This is a genomic window from Melioribacter sulfuriphilus (genome assembly GCF_051488685.1).
Lineage (GTDB): Bacteria > Bacteroidota > Ignavibacteria > Ignavibacteriales > Melioribacteraceae > Melioribacter.
Genome location: NZ_JBPSEH010000009.1, coordinates 85733 through 106061, shown reverse-complemented (window position 1 = coordinate 106061; position 20329 = coordinate 85733). Strand labels below are relative to the sequence as shown.

The 20329-nt window shown below is 37.5% G+C and carries 19 protein-coding genes; 1 reads left to right on the top strand and 18 read right to left on the bottom strand.

The window, feature by feature from the left end; translation table 11 throughout:
- Positions 1-13: 13 nt before the first annotated feature.
- From rpoZ to rplM, 13 genes are all read right to left on the bottom strand, one after another.
- Positions 14-304, bottom strand: coding sequence for a DNA-directed RNA polymerase subunit omega (gene rpoZ, locus ACSSV9_RS12915; RefSeq protein WP_437347672.1), 291 nt, complete (start codon positions 302-304; stop codon positions 14-16).
- Positions 285-875, bottom strand: a complete 591-nt coding sequence (gene gmk / locus ACSSV9_RS12910) for a guanylate kinase (protein ID WP_437347671.1) — start codon at positions 873-875, stop codon at positions 285-287. Before gmk ends, rpoZ begins: the two co-directional genes overlap by 20 nt.
- Positions 876-882: 7 nt before the next feature.
- Positions 883-1758, bottom strand: coding sequence for a YicC/YloC family endoribonuclease (locus ACSSV9_RS12905; RefSeq protein WP_437347670.1), 876 nt, complete (start codon positions 1756-1758; stop codon positions 883-885).
- A gap of 366 nt (positions 1759-2124) precedes the next feature.
- Positions 2125-4296 (bottom strand): Ig-like domain-containing protein, encoded by a 2172-nt coding sequence (locus tag ACSSV9_RS12900; protein ID WP_437347669.1) that lies wholly within the window; start codon positions 4294-4296, stop codon positions 2125-2127.
- 140 nt (positions 4297-4436) lie between these two features.
- Positions 4437-6557 carry a BamA/OMP85 family outer membrane protein gene (locus tag ACSSV9_RS12895; RefSeq protein WP_437347668.1) on the bottom strand — a complete coding sequence of 707 codons (2121 nt, stop codon included), beginning with the start codon at positions 6555-6557 and terminating at the stop codon, positions 4437-4439.
- A gap of 8 nt (positions 6558-6565) precedes the next feature.
- Positions 6566-7084 carry a L,D-transpeptidase family protein gene (locus ACSSV9_RS12890; RefSeq protein WP_437347667.1) on the bottom strand — a complete coding sequence of 173 codons (519 nt, stop codon included), beginning with the start codon at positions 7082-7084 and terminating at the stop codon, positions 6566-6568.
- A gap of 159 nt (positions 7085-7243) precedes the next feature.
- Positions 7244-9496: a phosphate acetyltransferase gene (pta, locus tag ACSSV9_RS12885; RefSeq protein WP_437347666.1), complete on the bottom strand. Its 2253-nt coding sequence runs from the start codon at positions 9494-9496 to the stop codon at positions 7244-7246.
- A 158-nt stretch (positions 9497-9654) separates the two neighbouring features.
- Positions 9655-10215, bottom strand: coding sequence for a ribosome recycling factor (gene frr / locus ACSSV9_RS12880; protein ID WP_437347665.1), 561 nt, complete (start codon positions 10213-10215; stop codon positions 9655-9657).
- A 24-nt stretch (positions 10216-10239) separates the two neighbouring features.
- Positions 10240-10959 carry a UMP kinase gene (gene pyrH / locus ACSSV9_RS12875; RefSeq protein WP_437347664.1) on the bottom strand — a complete coding sequence of 240 codons (720 nt, stop codon included), beginning with the start codon at positions 10957-10959 and terminating at the stop codon, positions 10240-10242.
- A gap of 81 nt (positions 10960-11040) precedes the next feature.
- Positions 11041-11910: a translation elongation factor Ts gene (gene tsf, locus ACSSV9_RS12870; RefSeq protein WP_437347663.1), complete on the bottom strand. Its 870-nt coding sequence runs from the start codon at positions 11908-11910 to the stop codon at positions 11041-11043.
- A gap of 60 nt (positions 11911-11970) precedes the next feature.
- Positions 11971-12882, bottom strand: a complete 912-nt coding sequence (rpsB, locus tag ACSSV9_RS12865; RefSeq protein ID WP_437347662.1) for a 30S ribosomal protein S2 — start codon at positions 12880-12882, stop codon at positions 11971-11973.
- A gap of 116 nt (positions 12883-12998) precedes the next feature.
- Positions 12999-13385 carry a 30S ribosomal protein S9 gene (gene rpsI, locus ACSSV9_RS12860; RefSeq protein ID WP_437347661.1) on the bottom strand — a complete coding sequence of 129 codons (387 nt, stop codon included), beginning with the start codon at positions 13383-13385 and terminating at the stop codon, positions 12999-13001.
- A gap of 12 nt (positions 13386-13397) precedes the next feature.
- A complete protein-coding gene (gene rplM / locus ACSSV9_RS12855) occupies positions 13398-13838 on the bottom strand; it encodes a 50S ribosomal protein L13 (protein ID WP_437347660.1) in 441 nt (146 codons plus the stop codon).
- A gap of 258 nt (positions 13839-14096) precedes the next feature.
- On the opposite strand from rplM, the gene ACSSV9_RS12850 reads away from it, so the two are divergent.
- Positions 14097-15143, top strand: coding sequence for a 1,9-bis(guanidino)-5-aza-nonane synthase (locus ACSSV9_RS12850; protein WP_437347659.1), 1047 nt, complete (start codon positions 14097-14099; stop codon positions 15141-15143).
- A 112-nt stretch (positions 15144-15255) separates the two neighbouring features.
- Here ACSSV9_RS12850 and ACSSV9_RS12845 read toward each other — a convergent pair whose 3' ends face one another.
- The 5 genes from ACSSV9_RS12845 to ACSSV9_RS12825 are packed head-to-tail and all read right to left on the bottom strand — an operon-like array spanning position 15256 to position 20325.
- Complete coding sequence (locus tag ACSSV9_RS12845) at positions 15256-15711, bottom strand: NanQ anomerase/TabA/YiaL family protein (protein WP_437347658.1); 456 nt, start codon at positions 15709-15711, stop codon at positions 15256-15258.
- Between the two features lie 26 nt (positions 15712-15737).
- Complete coding sequence (locus tag ACSSV9_RS12840; protein ID WP_437347657.1) at positions 15738-16274, bottom strand: outer membrane protein; 537 nt, start codon at positions 16272-16274, stop codon at positions 15738-15740.
- A 10-nt stretch (positions 16275-16284) separates the two neighbouring features.
- Positions 16285-18147 carry a CocE/NonD family hydrolase gene (locus tag ACSSV9_RS12835; protein ID WP_437347656.1) on the bottom strand — a complete coding sequence of 621 codons (1863 nt, stop codon included), beginning with the start codon at positions 18145-18147 and terminating at the stop codon, positions 16285-16287.
- A gap of 16 nt (positions 18148-18163) precedes the next feature.
- Entirely contained in the window at positions 18164-18898 is a 735-nt protein-coding gene (locus tag ACSSV9_RS12830; RefSeq protein ID WP_437347655.1) for a nucleotidyltransferase family protein, read from the bottom strand.
- Positions 18898-20325, bottom strand: a complete 1428-nt coding sequence (locus ACSSV9_RS12825; RefSeq protein ID WP_437347654.1) for a RapZ C-terminal domain-containing protein — start codon at positions 20323-20325, stop codon at positions 18898-18900. The genes ACSSV9_RS12830 and ACSSV9_RS12825 overlap by 1 nt, the downstream gene beginning before the upstream one ends.
- Positions 20326-20329 lie beyond the last annotated feature (4 nt).

The following is a 20329-nucleotide window of genomic DNA, read 5'->3' as shown; positions in this document are numbered from 1 at the left end:
GCTAAGTAATTTTCTACCTTTCTTTATAACGGTATTCGATGCCTTCATTTAACAATTCATTGATAGCACGAATCTGCGGCTTTTCCCTTTTATCGAACTCTAGAGCAAGTTTAAGTTGTTCGGGATTTTCTTTGTCTTCAAATTCATCGTCGTTGTTCGTTACAACGGTATTGAGAAGAGTATTGAATTCGAGTTTATAGTCGTCGTTAATCTGACGGGCTCTGCGTGCAGCTACGACAACAGCTTCATAGAGATTCGGAATTCTCGACTTTATTTTTCTTAAATCAACCGGTCTGAGTGTCATGATAATTTACCTCCGATATTTCTTTATTTATTATTTTTTTTACTTCTTCAATTGCTCGTTCTAAATCGCTGTTTTCAACGACATAATCGAACTTATCTTTATAACCGAGTTCCATTTCTGCGCGTTCGATTCTCTTTTTAATATCCTCTTCTGTTTCTGTCTTGCGATTTAGCAATCTTTTTTTCAACGCTTCGATATCTGGTGGCACAATAAAAATCAGAACTGCATCTGGAAAAAACTTCTTAATATTTAATGCGCCCTTAACATCCACTTCGAATACTGTATTATATCCATTTGCCAGATTATCTTCAACGGCATTTTTCAAAGTACCGTAATAGCAGTCGTAAAATTTTTCCCATTCAACAAATTCATTATTTTCAATTTTCTTTTTGAATTCTTCTTCGGTAAGAAAGTAATAATCAACCCCTTCGATTTCACCAGGACGTTTTTTACGCGTAGTGGCAGAAACCGAATATTTAAGTTCGGGAAAAGTTTTTAGTAATTCCTTAAGGATCGTAGTTTTACCTGCACCACTCGGAGCAGAAAACACAAAAAGCTTGGGCTTGGTCACTCTTATCTCACTCAATGTTTTGAATTTGTTCTCTTATCTTTTCAATTTCTTCTTTTATTTCGATACCTAAGTGCGATATATGTTCGGAAATCGATTTACTGTTTATAGTATTTGCTTCACGATTCATTTCCTGAAGAATAAAATTGAGCTTTCTGCCCGCATCGTCTGTATTTTTCATTGTATCGAGAAATAATTTAAGATGGCTTCTGAGTCGAATGCACTCTTCAGTAATATCGTATCTTTCGGATATTATCGCAAGTTCATTAATTAATCTTTGCTGGTCATCAACCAATTCACTTACCAGTTGAGCCGCTTTTTCCTTAAACTTTTCGTAATACTCTTTGAGATAAAACTCTTTACTTTTTTCTATTTTCGTTAAAGATTCATCAATCTTATTTATTCTAAGAAGAATGTCCTTTTCTAATTCCTTGCCTTCTGCACATTTCATTTTATTCATTTCTTCAATTGCTGCTTCAATTGAAGCAAGAACAAATTTCATTTCCTCTTCAATTTGGTCATTACTTCCGTCGAAAAAGGCATCCTGAAATACAAACAGATCCGTCAATTTGATTTCATCTTTAAGACCTAATGTGTCTTTTATTTTTAATAATACTTTATATGCATCCCTAACTGCTTCTGTATTTAATTCGCCATATTTATCTTCCAGACCGTCTTTTTTCAGAGAAATGCTCAAATAAACTTTCCCTCGTTTAATACTTTTTTTAATTTTTTCACGTATTTCGAATTCTTTACTCGAGAGTGCTTTGGGCAGCTTTACCGATAAGTCAAGAAACCTGCTATTCAGACTTTTTATCTCGGTTTCAATAGTATAATTTCCGAAATGGGTTTCATTTTTCCCGTATCCGGTCATACTAACGAGCATTTAAAATCTCCGAAAAAATTGACTCTAAATTTAGATAAAAATTGGCTCTTTACAAAATAACGGAGCCTGTTCTGAAGTATAGACCTCTTCATTTACAGTTTTGCAAATCAGACAGGTTCTCTAATGAGTGTTAAGTTAGAAACAATTATTAGCAGATTTAGTCGCAGATAAATTTAATTGCAAGCAACTCGGTTGCAGTTATTTACGAGTTATATTATCCAGTTTGTAAATTCAAAAATATCTTTTATTAATTTATCTTCATTAAATTCATTCCTGAGATAGCTAAATCGGTTCCCTCAATATCAAGTTGATTTAATAAGTCAGGAACCGATTTTTTTTATTTAAGAAGAAAGTGCAAAAAATATTTTACTTCATCAAAAGCATAGTTTTTACATCACTCCAGTACTCAGTTTCTATTCTGTAAAAATAGATACCGCTTGTAAGTCCGGTGCCATCAAATTCGACTGTATAGTTACCAGGAGTTTTAATTTCATTTACCAATTTTTTTACTGTCCTCCCGAGTAGATCGTATACTGTTATTTCTACTTTTGAAGTTTTCGATATTTTGTAAATTATTTTTGTTGAAGGATTAAAAGGATTTGGATAGTTTTGAAGAAGAGCAAACTCTGATGGAATTTTAGCAGTCGTATTGATATCTGTTGCAACATCGCGAGGCACTGCGAGATAATCCACCTGCATCCATCCCCACGACATTCTCATTTCCACTTTATTTTCCCCTTCTTTAAGGTGTACCATAAGAGGAAATTCCTTCCACTCAGAAGTACTGCCTGTAAATTCGTATTGGGTAACAAGCTCGTCATTTACATATATAAACTGGCTTTTCGGTGTATCGTAAGCCAGTCGTGCAGCGAAACGAATTTCGTAGTCGCCTTCCTGAAGGTAATTCACGAATGTCCAGATAATTTTTGCATTCGTGTTGTTTGTTTTAATATCGACGTACGCAAATCCACTGGCGTTCGGATCGCTGACGATATTCATACCAGAACCGAAGCGTTGTGCTCTCTCGGCTTCGATGCGAATAAACGGTGGTTCTCCTACAGTAATTGCAACCGGTTCCGATTCTCTTTTCAATCCTTTGTTGTCGGTTGCCACAGCGGTTAATTTATAATTGTTCGGGGCAATATTTGTCCATACGATTTTATAAGGAGCTTGATTTACTTCGCCTATTTTAATTGTATCGTTAGCAAAAAATTCCACTTTTACCACTTCGCCGTCTGGGTCACTCGCATCGGCTTCGATAGTTACATCTGAACCTTCTTCGAAAACGGTTTTATCCAATGGAGAAATAATTTTTATCAATGGCCAATCGCCACTTATTCCATTCAGGTCAACTTCTGCTTTATAAGAATCCCATAAAGATTTGATGCCTGCAAGAATTTGTTCTGGCTTTGTGACCTGATTGTCTGTCCACGACCAGGCAAGCGCACCAGCATAGCCGTTAAAAAAAAGTGTTTTATAGAGGTCAGCTGTTGCCACACCTAAAGTATTTTTCATATGAAACTCGGCAACGACCAGCGGCTTGGACAATCCCCACTTCGACACTGAATTATGAAAAGGCGAAACTGATGTACCTTCTCCGTGATCATAGTAGTGAACGGAATAAAAATCGAGAGTACCGTCGGGGTCGCCACCAGCTTCGATTAATCTTTCGTCACTGTAATAATTATAATTCATAACGCTTGAAATTCGATTGAGATAGTCGGCCATCTCTTCAGAAGTCAACGACAAATTATGAGAAGAGTTAAATTCATTTGTAATTTCATTTAATCGATTTTCTGGTAATTGTCTATAATCGATTTTAACCATTTTTGCCGTAGGTACGTCAGTTAGAGCTTTTATATGCCACGTTCCATTTGTTACTTGTGTAGTCGAATCGGTTCTGTGAATTGCTCCCGCGCAAAGATTAACAAATCTCTGGATTGCAGACATTGGTACATGGTCAATTTCAGACCATCCAAATTCGTTACTCATTCCCTCCGGCTCGTTAAAAATTTCCCAGGCAATAATTGCAGGATGACCTTTTAATGAGTCAACCATCGGAATCAATGCATTTGAAATATAAGCTTTAGTATAAGTTGTATCAGTGAGTAGCATTTTATTTCTATTGACAACTGAAGTGCCATTATTAATACGCAGCATATCGAAAGACCAGAGGCAAAGTATTACCCCGATTTCATGTTCCCACGCGATATCCAGAGCCTGTTTTAAATCCTCAATAGTTCCATTACCAGGTCCTACGACAAATCCATTTTGATCAAACTCCGGCGTATTTGTGCCATTTGTATGGATCCACCATCTAAGAGCGTTTCCACCGTTATCGTGAAGTTTCAGCAGTATATTACCAAATGTTTTGAAATCTGTCTCACCCGGCCCTACGTCGTTTGCAAAATTGAGCCAGGCTAAATTTGTCCCATTTAAAAACAAACTTTGATTATTGTATTGAATTCTGTTTGATTGCGGAAATATTGTTGCATGAAAATAAATTAAAACCGACAATATCATAGACCAACTTTTCATCTATTTCCTCTGTTTTAGTTTACTTTACACAATAACATATAAAGTGCCAACAAAAAGCAACTGCATATTTTAGAAAAAAAATGAAGATAGGAGTGGAATTGATCATGAGGGAATTATCATTTTAATAAATATTATTAATATCAGAAAGCTTCGCCAATGCCAATATGAAATTGTAATAATTCATTCCATAATTGTTTATGGAAGAAATTGCGTTTGTCGTACGGGTCATAAATTTTAAAACCAAAGTCGATTCTTAAAGGAGCAAATTCGGAATAGTAGCGGAATCCAAAACCTGCGGCAACTGCAAGGCGATCGAATCGAAAATCTGCAGCACCGTTTAATGTATTTCCGAAATCAATAAATGCGACACCGCCAAAATCTCCGATTATTCTGTTCCTGGTTTCAAGAGAACCTTCCAGTAGAAAAAATCCTCCCGAAGGAGCTCCTTTTGCCAAAATGGCTTCTAAATCTTCAAACGTTAGTTGATTTAATTTTTCAAAAGGCAATAAAATTTGTGGCGGCACCAATTGCCTTGTACTCCACCCCCTGATCGAATTACTTCCTCCAGAATAAAAACGCTGGTTAATCGAAATGCCTGCTTTATCTCCATAATAATTAAAAATGTTGCCCGCTTTGAATTTAATTCCAAGTGAATTTCCAGGGGAATTATAGACAGGTATAAAAAAAGTTGAAGTTAAAGATGTCTTAAAGAAAAGAGGTCTGTCGAAACTACTCCCGAAAGTGCGACTAATTAAATATGGTATCGAATTGCCTTCTTCAAGGAGGAGGCTGAGAGTATATCCTTCGGTCGGGAAAAAAATATCGTTAGTTTGATTTGTACCGAATGAAACGCCAATTAATGCGTTCGTACCGGTGCGCACCAATTCGCCGCCTAAAGCATTGTAGATATAGAATTCTGAAAGCGAATCTGCTTCTTCCTTAGAATAATTGAGTCGTTGATAGTCCAGGCTCAGGAGGTTTATTAAATAGACGTCTTTGTATTTATACTCCGCCCTTTCTATATTCAAATATGCATTCAACGAATTGAAATAGGTATACTGGGGCAATTCAAAATCGAAACTCAGCTTTGCGCCGTAAATAAAAGAATTATATTCCTCTTTTCTTTTCTGAGTTGTAAAGTAAGTTTCGTATTTAGTATTTATCGGCTTTCCAAATAGAAAAGGTTGCTCGATAACAATACGCGTGTCGAAATAACCAAAAATGGAAGAGTCCGCAAAGGTAGGATGTTTTATTAATTCCGTAAAGTTCTGTGCCGCAGCTGACGAGGACACCGTAAACTTTCGAGCATCACCGAGAAAATTTTTCTTTGTAAAGCTGAGTCCCAGACCCATATTGAACGTGTTATCCTCGTTGTTCATAATTAGTTCGGGAGAGAGTTCATTTAATTTTCCCACATCGGCGCTGATAACCAGCGGCACATAATTATTCGAAGTATCTGAAATTACACTGTTAATTATTGCAGAGGTAAAAAGGTCGGTTCTGTAAAGTCGGACCTGTCCTCTTTGAATTTGATAGTTGCTGTAATATTCGCCCGGTTTAATTCCAACGATCTGTCTTAAAAGTTCATCGGTTATGTTATCCTCACCTACGCTTGTTATAGAAGTACGCACTTCACTAATACGGTATCTATCGCCAGGTGAAAAAGTAATATTTGCTACGACCTCGTCTTTGACAGTATCAACAAGTATTTCTGGCGGCTCATAAGAAGCCAGCATATAACCGTTATCCCTTAAAAAGCCAATGACATAATTTTTATTATTCTCAATTATATCATCTTTATAAACGCGACCCGTATCTTTTGCTACACGATTAAATAACATCTCTCTGAACGATTCAGGTATTGATTCCAGACCCTTGAGATTAAGTTCTTTTATAATTGCAGGTTCAGATTCTCTTATATAGTAATTTAGTATAATTTCACCATCAGAAATTTGATAATCGTACGATACACTTACCTTGAAAAAACCATTGGAATGATAATAGTCCTTAATTGAATTCAGATCGGCAGCAATAAGCGAAGAATCGAAATAGACGGGCGATTTGCCGAAATTGGAAATGGAATTCAGGAATTGCGATAACCAACCCGGGGTTTCTCTTGAAATTATCACCTGTCTTAATTCCCCTTCTGAGATCGAATTATTTCCTTCAAAATTAATTTTGGCGAGCTCGTATTTCTCTTCCTGCGCATTAATGGTTGGTACCAAAAAAATCAGATTTAGTATGATAATTAATATTTTCACTTTTACCGTTAATGAATAATAGTTACAGGAGTACCGATTTTAACTACATTGCAGAGTTCGTCGATGTCTCTGTTGCTTACGGCGGCCGAGCCATTCGTCCAGTTAAAAGCAAAAGGGAGATTTCTAAAAATATAATCGTATTTACCGATTCCATGTATACCGATATCTGAACCTAATGGAGTATCGCACGGCGGACAAATTTTTTTCTCGGAAGCTTCAATAATTCTGGCACAATCTGTTTCATCGATATATCCTCTTCGAAGAGCTTCTGTTGCGTCGTGTGCATTGGGATAATTAATATGAATAAATTTATGATATCGATGCACAGTATCGATGCCACAAACAAAATACTTCCCAGTAGGTGTAATTAGATCGTGTGCAGATGTTTTAATGCTTCCGTTATTCTGTCCAAACACCACTTTATAATTTTTTATTAATTCATTTTCCGAATATAATTCCAGTCTATAATTTTTTCTGTCTATTAATATCGAGACATTACCTAAACTTTTCACTCCTTTACGGGACATAATACTATCAAGACTCTCTTGCTTCATATTCAAAAACATCCCATAGAGAACAAGTCCCAAAAAAAATACTACAATACTAGCTGATATATAAAAAATATTTCGTAACATCGATTAATATTAAGGTGATAAAAGGAGCGGTATAAAACCGCTCCGCGCTGTTTATTTTTTATTTTCTGCTTCGACAGCTGCAATAGCCGTCATATTGATTATGTCTCTGACAGTATCTCCTCTTTGTAAGACATGAACGGGTTTTTTCATACCCATCAAAATCGGGCCTATAACTGTGGCGTCTGTAAGCCGTTGTAATAATTTATAAGAAATATTGCCCGCATCGAGGTTCGGGAATATCAGCACATTAGCGCCTCCTTTCAAAGCGCTGAAAGGAAATTCTGATTCGAGACGTTCTGGCACTACAGCCGTATCTGCCTGCATTTCGCCGTCGATTATTAAATCCGGTCTTCTCTCTTTAACTATACGAACCGCTTCGGCAACTTTGCGTGATTGCGGACTCGGAGCACTCCCAAAATTACTAAAAGATAACATGGCAATTTTCGGCACGATATCGAATACCTTCACGGTTTCTGCGGCACTAATTGCAATTTCTGCAAGTTGCTCTGCAGTAGGATCCACATTGACGGTAGTATCGGCAAAGAAATAGATTTTTCTTTTAATAATCACTATATACATCCCTGAAACAATCTTAAATCCCTCTTTAACACCAATACATTGAAGAGCAGGTCGAATAGTTTGTGGATAGTGAGAAGTTAATCCACTCAGAAGTGCGTCGGCATCGCCCTTCTCGACCATCATTGCTCCGAAATAATTAGGTTGTTTCATCATTTGTCTGGCGTCTCGTGGCGTAATTCCTTTACGTTGACGTTTTCGATAGAAAGCTTCAGCGTATATATTGAGTTTGTCTGATTTTTCGGGATTAATTATTTCGAATATTTTCTCATCGTATTCGAGTTCTTTTATTTTATTTTTTATTATCGTATCATCTCCCAGTAGAACCGGCAATCCGATATTTTCTTCATAAATTGAGTGTGCAGCACGAATAATTTTTTCTTCCTCACCTTCGGCATAGACAATTTTCTTAGGACTCTTCCTTGCTTTATGATGCATAACTCTTACTATTTCAGTAGAAAATCCAAGCCTTTCTTGCAGTTGTTCTTTGTAGACTTCAAAATCTTCGATCGGCTTGCGAGCTACTCCTGTATCCATTGCTGCTTTTGCAACTGCAGGAGCCACATACCATAAAACGCGAGGATCGAAAGGCTTGGGAATAATATACTCGGGACCGAATGAAAATTCCTTTCCGCCATAAGCGTGCAGTACGACTTCAGGTACTTTTTCTTTTGCTAATTTAGCTAGAGCATTAACTGCAGCCATTTTCATTTCCTGATTAATTTTACGCGCTCTTACATCGAGAGCTCCCCTGAAGATAAATGGAAATCCCAGTACATTATTAACCTGATTTGGATAGTCGCTTCTTCCAGTTGCCATTATAATATCACTTCTTGCATCAATTGCATCTTCATAAGTAATCTCGGGGTCTGGATTTGCCATGGCAAGCACAATTGGATTCTTTGCCATCGACCGTACCATCTCTTTGCTAACTATATTTCCTTTCGAAAGTCCAATAAAAACATCTGCGCCTTTCATTGCATCGGCAAGATCTTTGTAAACGACATCTTGTGCAAACTGCTCCTTGTATTTATTTAAGTCGTTTCTTTTCTTATTAATGTGGCCCTTGGAATCGAACATCGAGATATTTTCAATTGTAACGCCTGCGGCAACATACATATTGCAACATGCAATTGCCGAAGCTCCCGCCCCTGATACAACAATTTTCAGATCTTTCAATTCCTTTCCTGCTATTTCGCAGGCATTAATTAATGCAGCACACGATATTATTGCCGTACCGTGTTGATCATCGTGAAATACCGGAATATTCATTGTACGGATTAATTCTTCTTCGATTTCAAAACATTCAGGCGCTTTAATGTCCTCAAGATTAATTCCGCCAAACGTTGGTTCGAGCAATTGTACAGCTCTTATAATTTCTTTTGGATCTTTAGTATTAAGTTCGATATCGAAAACGTCGATATCAGCAAATCTTTTGAATAATACTCCTTTCCCTTCCATTACTGGTTTACCGGCATGTGGACCAATATCACCTAATCCCAGAACTGCGGTGCCATTCGATACAACAGCCACGAGGTTTCCTTTTGCAGTGTAATTGTAAACGTCGTCGTCGTTGCGGGCTATTTCCCTACACGGCTCGGCAACGCCAGGGGTATAAGCAAGCGATAATTCACGTGCAGTATAACACGGTTTTGTAGGTACAACTTCGATCTTGCCTTTTCTGCCCTCGCTATGATAACGAAGAGCTTCTTCTTTAAGGGTTGACATAAATACCTCAAAAAATTTGTTTGATTTTTTTATTTGTATACTAAAATATGGATTATAGTTATAATCTGCTCGGAGTTTTGACGGTTTTAATTGAGGAAATGTTTAAAGTGAGGAATAAGGTTGCCCCATTAAAATTTTTGAGGCAACCAGTAATTTCATTAAACCTTCATAATTTCTTCTTCTTTATGCTTAATCATTTCGTCGACTCGGGCTATATGTTCGTCGGTAACTTTCTGTACCTCTTTTTCGAGATCTTTTAATTGGTCTTCCGTAATTTCTTTATTCTTTTCCATTTTTTTGAGATGGTCGTTTGCATCGCGTCTTATATTGCGGAGGGCAATTTTTGCATCCTCACCAAATTTTTTTACAAGTTTGACCAATTCTTTTCTTCTCTCCTCGGTTAGAGGTGGAATAGGAACCTTAATATTCGTTCCGTCATTTATGGGATTCAAACCGAGATCCGCAGTCATTATTGCTTTTTCAATTGCTCCAATGACGGATTTATCCCAGGGCGTAATCGAAAGTGTATGAGCATCTAAGACAGTAACGTTTGCAACTTGATTTAGCGGCGACATTGAACCGTAATATTCAATTTTAATTCCGTCAAGGAGTGCAGTTGTAGCTTTACCTGTTCGAATTTTAGCTATCTCGTTTCTAAATGCTTCTAAGCTTTTATCCATTCTGTTTTTGGCATCTTTAATAACAGTATTTGTAGTCATAACAGCCCCGTTTTTATTTTACGATTAATAATTTCCTACTGAGGTGCCTATTTGCTCACCTGTAATAATCTTATAAAGATTATCAGCCTTGTCCATATTAAAGACAATGATGGGTAAATTATTTTCCCTGCACAAACTAATTGCAGTAAGGTCCATTACTCTTAGATTATTCTGTAAAACATCCATGTAAGAGATTTTATCGAACATACTGGCGTTTGGATTCTTTTCTGGATCGGAATCGAAAACCCCGTCGACTCGTGTGCCTTTAAAGATTGCATCGGCTTCAATTTCAACTGCACGAAGAGTTGCAGCAGTATCAGTGCTAAAATAAGGATGCCCTGTGCCAGCTCCAAAAATTACGATTCTCCCTTTTTCGAGATGCCTGATTGCGCGTCGTCTTATGTATGGTTCTGCAATTTCTTCCATTTTTATCGCACTCATCAAACGCGTAAAGACACCCTTTTTTTCGAGTGTATTCTGAAGAGCCAGGGAGTTTATTATAGTTGCAAGCATTCCCATCTGGTCGCCCGTGACACGATCAATTCCCTGCGACGAGGCATTTAAACCTCGATAAATATTTCCACCTCCGATTACCAGTCCGATCTGTACACCGAGGTTGTGCACTTTGATTATTTCGTCTGCAAAATAATTAAGTACCTGGGGATCGATCCCGTATGACTGATCGCCCATTAGAGATTCGCCGCTGAGTTTGAGTAGAATTCTTTTGTATTTCAATTCCGCCATCAAAAACTCGAATTAATTTTAAGGGGTAAGTCAATATAAAAAAAAAGGTCTTATTTGGAAATAAGACCTTTTCTTACACGATTATTTTTTTTCGTCGCTCGTATGGTACCTTCTAAAGGTTTTTAATTTTACCTGGGCACCGTTAGCTTTGTTGAATTCATCAATTAAAGCACCTACTTTTTTCGTATTGTCTTTAACAAAGACCTGTTCAACAAGGCAATTTTCTTCGAAAAATTTATTCAGTTTACCTGTAGCAATTTTTTCGAGCACCTGTTCAGGTTTTCCTTCTTTACGTGCAACTTCCTTATAAATTTCGAGTTCTTTTTCGATCAGTCCTTTGTCTACTTCTTCACGATAGATAGTCAGCGGTTTCATAGCAGCAATCTGCATTGCAATATCTTTCAGAATTACTGCAAGTTCGTCTTTCTTGTCATGTGGTGCATATTCGGCAGCAAGCAATACACCCAATTTAGAGCCATGATGTACATAATCAACAATCAAGCCATTTTCAACATTGACAATATCAAACCTAGAAATTTCGATTTTTTCGCCGATTTTACCGGTAATCTCATTTAGAGCATCCTTGAGAGTGTTACCGTTAATCGACAGATTCAAAAGCATTTCTACATTTTCCGGTTTGTGTTTGAGCAATAGTTCAAGAGCAGTTTCTGCGAATTTAACAAAGTCATCACTTTTGGCAACAAAATCTGTTTCGCAATTAACTTCAAGAATTGCAGCCGATTTACCGTTATCAAATACTTTTGTAAGAATCAAACCTTCGCTTGCGGTTCTTTCTGCTCGTTTAGCGGCAACAGCGGCTCCTTTTTTACGCAATATTTCGATTGCTTTTTCAAAATCGCCGTTGGATTCTTCAAGAGCCTTTTTGCAATCGAGCATACCGGCGCCTGTCTTTTCTCTTAACTCTTTAACTTGTGCAGCACTTATAGCCATTATAAACATTCCTCCATATTTACATTTAACACAAAAGATCGACCTGAAAAAGGTCGAGTATTAATTTTGGGTTCCTTCGCTTGGTGGTTCTTCTGCTTTCTCTTCTTTGGAGTTATCCTCATTCTGAGTATCAGAAGTTTTTCTTGTATCGGATTTCTTCTCGCTTTTATTATCGAATTTTACTTTCCTGATGCGTGGTTTTTTCGGCTTCTCTTCTTTTTCTTCCTCTGTTTCGGTTACTTTCTTTTCTCTTTCTTTTTCGGCGACTTCGTGAGCTTTTAGTTCTTTTGCTTTTGCATTGCCTTCAATAACTGCATCTGCAATTGCCCTGGTTATAATCTCGATAGCCCGAGAAGCGTCGTCGTTTGCAGGAATTACATAATCGATCGGGTCAGGATCACAATTTGTATCGACAATTGCAAAAACCGGGATATTGAGTCTGTTTGCTTCTTTTACTGCTATCTCTTCTTTTTTAATATCAACAATAAAGAGAGCACCGGGCAGTCGTGTCATCATTTCAACGCCGTCAAGAACTTTACGGAGCTTGTCACGCTCGCGTGTTAATTTCAGACGCTCTTTCTTGGTAATTTTGTCAAATGTGCCATCGCTTTCCATTTTATCGATATTTTGAAGGCGTTTAACACTCTTGCGAATTGTAGAAAAGTTTGTGAGCATACCGCCCAACCATCTCTCGCTGACCCAGTTTGAATCGCATCTTTTAGCTTCTTCTGCAATTATTCCTTTTGCTTGTTTTTTCGTACCTACAAAAAGAACCTTTTTACCTTGCGATACAAGCTCAAGCATGGCCTGTTTGGCTTGTTCAATTGCTTCCTGAGTTTTTTTCAAGTCGATAATATGAATCCCGTTCTTCTCCATGAAGATGTAGGGTTTCATTTTGGGATTCCAGCGGCGGGTTAAGTGTCCGAAATGGGCACCAGCTTCAATTAATTCGTTAAGACCTATCTTAGACATAATGATTCTCCTGTTTTTCTTCTACTCTCATCTTTCCTTTTTGTGTGGAAAGTTTGCTCTTCATCCCGATACGTGCGGGACACAGGAAGCAAAACGAGAGTATGAATGTTAATAAATTATCTCTTAGAAAATTGAAATCTTTTACGAGCTTTTTTCTGACCGTATTTCTTGCGCTCGACCATTCTGGGGTCTCTTTTGAGAAGACCTTCGGCTTTTAGTAACGACCTAAAATTGGGATTAATGGCTTCAAGAGCGCGAGCAATTCCTAATCGGATTGCTTCGGATTGTCCCGAAATGCCACCTCCGTTAGTATTAACAAAAACGTCGTATCTACCGAGCGTTTCAGTTACAACAAACGGCAGGAGGATATTGTCTCTGTGTACTTTTTGTGGGAAATAGTTTTCAAATTCCCTGTCGTTTACCGTTACTTTACCGGAGCCGCTTCTCAGAAATACTCTGGCAACTGAATTTTTTCTGCGTCCAACGAATATTTTATCTGCCATCAAATCTCTCCACTATAAACTTATTACTTCTGGTTTTTGTGCTTTGTGAGGATGCTCTTCGCCGGCATAAACTTTTAATTTTCTAAATAGTTTTCTGCCCAATCGGTTTTTCGGAAGCATTCCTTTAACTGCTAACTCAATAACATATTCCGGTTTTTTGGCAAGTAAATCAGAAAAGCTTGTTATTTTGACACCGCCTGGATATAACGAGTGATGGAAATATGTTTTGAGTTGCTCCCTTTTACCGGTTACCTTGATCTTATCGGCATTAATAACAATCACAAAATCGCCAGTATCAGTATTAGGTGTAAATATTGGCTTGTGCTTACCGCGGATAATACTTGCAACTCGGGCTGCCAATCTACCCAGCACCTGGTCTTTGGCATCGATTAAGTACCATTTTTTGTCAGCATCCTCGGATTTAATAAATTTTGTAATTTTCTCCTGCTTCAAAATATCCTCCAAACATAAAATGCTATTTTTCAAAGGTTTCAAATATATTTCTATATTCTAAGAATGTCAAGAAAGGTCAGTTGAAATTTTCAGTTCTGGCATGCTTTCCTTAATGATTGGCTTGATTCTATCCGATTTTGACCTGTTTTATGGATAACGGGGGAAGGGAATTTACCTTGTTTCCGTACATTTTTCATATTTAATCGAGAAAATTATTTATTATATTTCCGCTTCGAATTTAAAAAGGAAAGGGAAATAATGAGACAGAAAAAAGATTATTTAAAGGAAATAATCAAACACATTGATATCAAACAACATAATGTAGTACCATTAGTAGATGCAATGTCATCGATGGCATTCAGCGCCCGCGACTTAAATCGTGCAGCGAAAATTTACGAAAAGATGCTTTCTGATAAGGAGTGCACTGTAATCTTGACGCTTGCAGGTAGTTTATTCAGCGCTGGTCTAAAGAAAGTGGTTTACGACCTGGTCACAAACAACATGGTGGATGTAATCGTTTCGACTGGAGCAATAATGGTAGACCAGGACTTTTTCGAGGCGCTTGGCTTCAAGCATTATATCGGTTCACCTTACGTCGACGACAACGAATTACGAGAACTCCATATCGACAGAATCTACGATACATTCATCGACGAAGACGAACTCAGAATATGCGACGATACAACGGCCAAAATTTTCGATAGTCTTGAACCACGTCCTTATTCGTCGAGGGAATTACTGTGGCATTTCGGAAAATATTTAGATGAGATTGGTGGACCCAAAGTAGACGACAGTGTAGTCTATGCGGCTTACAAAAACAACGTGCCAATTTTCGTACCTGCATTTTCGGATTGTTCTGCTGGTTTTGGAATAGTAATGCATCAACATAATAACCCAGAAAGACATGTTTCCTTCGATTCGGGAAAAGATTTTTATGAATTGACCCAGATTAAATTAAATAGCAAAGAAACTGGAATTTTTATGGTCGGCGGTGGAGTACCAAAAAACTTTACGCAGGATATCGTTGTCGCTGCAGATATTCTTACGGAAAATGCTCCGATGCATAAATATGCAATCCAAATTACAGTTGCCGATGTACGCGACGGAGCTCTTTCGAGTTCGACTCTCAAAGAGGCAAGCTCGTGGGGCAAAGTTGAAACTACCTACGAACAAATGGTTTATTCGGAAGCTACTCTTGCCATGCCGCTGATTGCTGGTTACGCTTACCACAAAGGCATCTGGAAAAACAGAGAAAAAAAAGAATTGCAGAAGTTATTCCTCAAAGACAATGTATCGGTCAAATAAATAAGATTGCAAAAGGGGCTATCTAAAAGCAAAGAGCTCGAATAATTACTCATGAAAATTGGTAAAATTAGTGTTCTCTTTAAAGAGATAACTTTTAGATAGCCCGTTTTTTTTAATCATTCACTTTTACTTTTATCACAACTTTTTTAACCGGAGTTGAAAGATTTACAGCTATACCCGGCATATGAATGTCTGTAGGGAAAAAGATAGCAAAGCAACCACTTTCGAGAATCAAAAACTCACCCTCTCCTTTAAGAAACATAATATCTTTATCTGGATTGTATTCTTCTGTAACAATCATTTTGGTTGGGAAAGAAAATCCAATTTTTTCCTTTCCTGATACTATAAATTGTATATCTGCGTATTTTTTATGCGCTTCCCATTTACCTGCTGTTCGAGGTTTGGTGTCATAATTTTGAACTATCGCAAAAACATTTTCACCATCGATTTCATATTTTCCTTCGCCAATATTTTCCAGGTCGTTGTTTTTTAAAAATTCAAATGCTTTTCGAAAATTCTCTCCCAGTGGGTAATAGTATTCTGCGTGCTTAATTTGATCGAGTATCATATTCCTCCCGTTTTAGTAATATCGGATCAGAGTTCGAAAAGAACTCCAGCGGTTATAATATAAAAATTATTTTTAAATTCGTTAATACCAGGCAGTCGATCGAGCTTCAAATCGAGGAAGACATATCTAATATCACCTGTAAGGATCAAATTTCCCACGCCCAATTCGGCGCCAAGACCGATATGATAACCGAATTCACTCTTAGTTTCGTCTTTGAGCCCCAATAAATTAAATTCTTCGGCAAAATCGATTTTAGTATTGTACCAGCCGGCTCCAACCGTACCATACAAAAGTGGAAAGAAATAGAGCATACCGCTAACCATTACAGGATACATAGTTGTTTTCAAAGTTCCGCCTTCGTATTCTTCTGTACGGTAATTAATAGAGGCTTCGAGAGCTAGTGAGCGAGCAAGATAAAATCTGCCAGCGGCTCCAAGCATAATTGCTCCATCTGCGTCTTCCGACTTGTGATAACCAAGCTGCGGTCCAATTGCAATTGTCTGAGCATTGACTCCGGATGCTATAACAACGGCAAAAAATAGTACGACCAATTTTCGTAGCATAGTGCCTCCGTTATTTATTTGTAAGAAATTTAATATGCGAAGGATATTGACTATTGAAATATACTCTGTGGACCGCTTTATGAAAATCTTCTTCAGACGCTTTATAAATGTCGACGAATTTTTGAGGATTTCGATCGAAAAATGGGAAAAAGCTACTCTGAATTTGTATCATTATTCTATGACCTTTTAAGAACGTATGGTCAATATCATTCAAGCGGAATTTAATATTTGTTATTTGATTGGGGACAAAGGGTTCAGGTTTCTCGTAGCTGTTTCTAAATTTCCCTCTCATTATTTCATAACGTATAAGCCGCTGATAGCCTCCGTATTCCACTTCTGAATTATTCATGTCTTCTTCGTTGTATGGGTAGACATCTATTACTTTTACAACCCAGTCAGCATCTGTGCCGCTTGTCGAAACGTAAATATTGACGTCGATTGGTCCTGAAATTGTGTAGTCTTCTTCGAGTGGAGCGGTTGAATATGAGAGTACATCGGGGCGTGCGTCTGCAAATCTCTGATCTTCACTCATATAAGTTCTATTATACATCCTGCGCGAATCATAGAATGTGGCGGTATAAGGGACTGGATTATCAGGATCACTAATAAATTCATCATAGCGAACATCTGAGTAAACCGGCTTTTCCCATAACAAAGTACCGTTTTCTCCAAGATGCAGTTCGCCAATTATTGATTCTTTCGGTGGAAATTCTTTATACCTTATCCATCTATTGCTTCCAGTTCTATAAGTTAATACTTCTGGTAATTCAATTTTACCTTCGCCTTTTAAATAATAATTAAAGAATGGAAATATTATCGAATCGTTATAGTATTTACTTGTACTATCCGGGAAGATGAAATCGCCAAACGAATTTCCGTCAGAGCGTGCCCATGCGCCGTGACTCCATGGCCCCATTACAAGGCGACAATCATTCGAAGAATTTTTTTCTTCGATGGAGCGATAAATATTTACTGGACCATATAAATCTTCGGAATCGTACCAGCCTCCAACAATTAAAACAGCCGGCTTAGTATTATTAAAGTGGGGCAAATTGTTGCGTGCTTTCCAGAATTCATCATAGGTACCATGCTCCATTATCTGATTCCAGAAAGGCAAGGCTTCGTGGAAATATTTTTGATTTATATTCTTCAAGGGACCTAAATTAAGAAAGAACGTGTACATATCTGGAGAATCGTACGGTTCGATTGTTTTCCATTCAGTAGTAAGAGAATCTCTTGGCTGGTCAAATGATTTAAAGAAATTAAACGACATTGAGAGTGAAAATGCGCCGTTGTGATGCATGTCGTCGCCGATGAACCAATCCGCAATAGGAGCTTGGGGAGATACAGCTTTCAAAGCTGGGTGGGAATCAATAAGGCTCATTGCAGCATAAAATCCTGGATATGAAATTCCCCAGATTCCTACTCTGCCGTTATTGTGCTTTATATTATTTATTAACCATTCAATAGTGTCGTAAGTATCTGTGGTTTCATCAACATCATTATTACTTTTTTTATGCGGGATATACGGACGCATATTTACAAATTCGCCCTCGCTCATAAATTTTCCACGAACATCTTGAAAAACAAATATATATCCATCTTTAGCAAATGCTTCGTTAGGTCCAAGCGAATTCGGATAGTTATCCTCTCCATAAGGTGCTGCCCTGTAAGGTGTGCGCACCATAAGAATTGGATATTTTTTCGAAGTGTCTTTAGGCGTGTAAACTGCTGTAAACAATTTAACCCCATCGCGCATCGGTATTTGATATTCTTTTTTTGTATAGTGTTCTTTAATCCAATCTTTACCCTGCGCAGCAATAAAGTTACAACTGTAAATAACAAGCAATAAAATGAGAGTGAGTCTCTTCATAATATAATCTCGATTTTTATAAATATTGTTCTGCTTTTCTCAAATTGTCAATTTTGCCCAAATCTATGAAAAGAGAATCGGTGTATTCAATATAGCTAATTTTATTTTTTTCAGATAAATTTTTTTGTGATGCAAGTTCCAGATAAAATTCAACCAGCGAGAAGACCTCCCTTTCGGGGAAATAATGAAATACCTCAGGCTGGATAATTTGTATACCGCAGAAAGCAAGGCGCTCGATATTTCCTTCATACTCACGCACTATTTTTGTTTCACCTGTCTTTTCATTCATCCAGCCACATAAGTTTTTCTTTTCGTCGAAAAGAAAATACCTTAACGATTTTCTTTTTTGCACTGCAAGAGTGATTAAATTACCATTCTCGATGTGAAGTCGATAAAATGCTTTAAGATTAATGTCGGAAAGAACATCGACGTTGTGAACCATGACAGGATTTTTACCAGTGAAAAGAGGGGCAGCTTTTTTCAAACCACCACCCGTATCGAGCAATTTACTTGATTCGTCGGAAATTATAATTTCTATTCCGTAATTCTTTTTCGAATTGAGAAAGTTTATTATTTGTTCTGCAAAATGGTGTACATTAATAACAATTCGCCTAAAGCCAGCGTCGATCAATTTCTGAATAATAATTTCAAGGAGAGGCGTTCCTTTAATGCTAACGAGTGCTTTCGGCTTTGTGTCTGTAATCGGGCGCAGTCTCGTACCGAGTCCAGCAGAAAGGATAAACGCTTCCATTATGAAGTTAGCCCTGTATGTTGAAGTATAACTTTTACATTATATTTTTCTTTGAGATGGCGGGCAAGATTCTCTGCACAAAATACAGAGCGGTGCTGACCGCCGGTACAACCGTAACAAACCATCAAATCGCGCCAGCCACGTTCGAGGTAACTCTCCACGACCTGATCTACCATGCTAATCGATTCGTTGAGAAATTTAATTGCAGCTGGCTGAGCTTTCAAAAATTCTGCAACCTTTTTATTACGACCCGTCAGGTGTTTATACTTTTCAATTTTGCCTGGATTCGGTATGGCTCTGCAATCGAATACAAAACCTCCACCGTTACCGCTTATGTCGTTTGGTATTTTATTTCTGTAAGAGAAACTGTATACACGCACAATTAAACGTTTGTGGTTTGGATTCCACTTATAAACATCGAGTTTCTTATTGTGTGTTATTTCGTTGAGAACCCGAAATAATTCAGGAATTTTACGAGAGATTTTAATTTTATTGAGAATCGATTCGAGGTTCTTAACAGCATAAGGGATGCTCTGTAAAAAGTGAGCTTTGCCCTCAAATAGCCCGCGATTACCATACGCTCCGAACATCTGTATAAGTCTTAAAAGCACGATCTCATAATAATATTTCATGAAATCCGTGTGCCTGACTTTATGGAATTTACTCACGATGTTCAGATAATGGTTTAATAATTCCATCCTCAGTTCGTCACTCAGATCAGCTTTCGAATCGTATAGAAAAGAAGCAATGTCGTATTGTAAAGGACCCCGTCTACCTCCTTGATAATCGATGAAATAGAGGTCGTTGTTCTTTACCAAGATATTGCGCGAATTAAAGTCCCTGTACATGAAATGATTGCCGTCTGCCTTAGATAGATATTCAATAAATTTGTTAAAATCTTTTTCGAGTTTATCTTCGTCAAATGGAATACCGCTTGGCTTCAGAAAATAATATTTGAAATAATTCAGGTCCCATTTCATCGACAATTCGTCGAACGATTTGCGGGGGTAACATTTTCGGAAATCAATTTTTCCCATAGTATCTAACTGAAACCTTGAGAGTTCTTCTAAAGCTTTCTTATATAAATTGACAATATCGGCAGGAAGAATTTTACCTTTTCTTTTTTTTCTTAATAAAGAAAACAAGGTTACGTCGCCAAGGTCTTCCAAAAGATAACATTTATTAATGTGATCAATAGAATAAATTTCAGGTACATTTAGACCGAGCTTTTTAAATATGCCAGTCAAATAAAAAAAGGCATCATTTTCCAGAGTATCTTCGTTATAAGCGCCAATTACAGTATTATTTCCTGAGTGCAGTCTGTAATATTTTCTTGCTGAACCGGAAGGCGGCAAGGGAGAAATTTTCACAAGTTTCACTTTGAATTCTTTTCGATATAACTCTTTCAATATTTTTTCTATAATCATAATT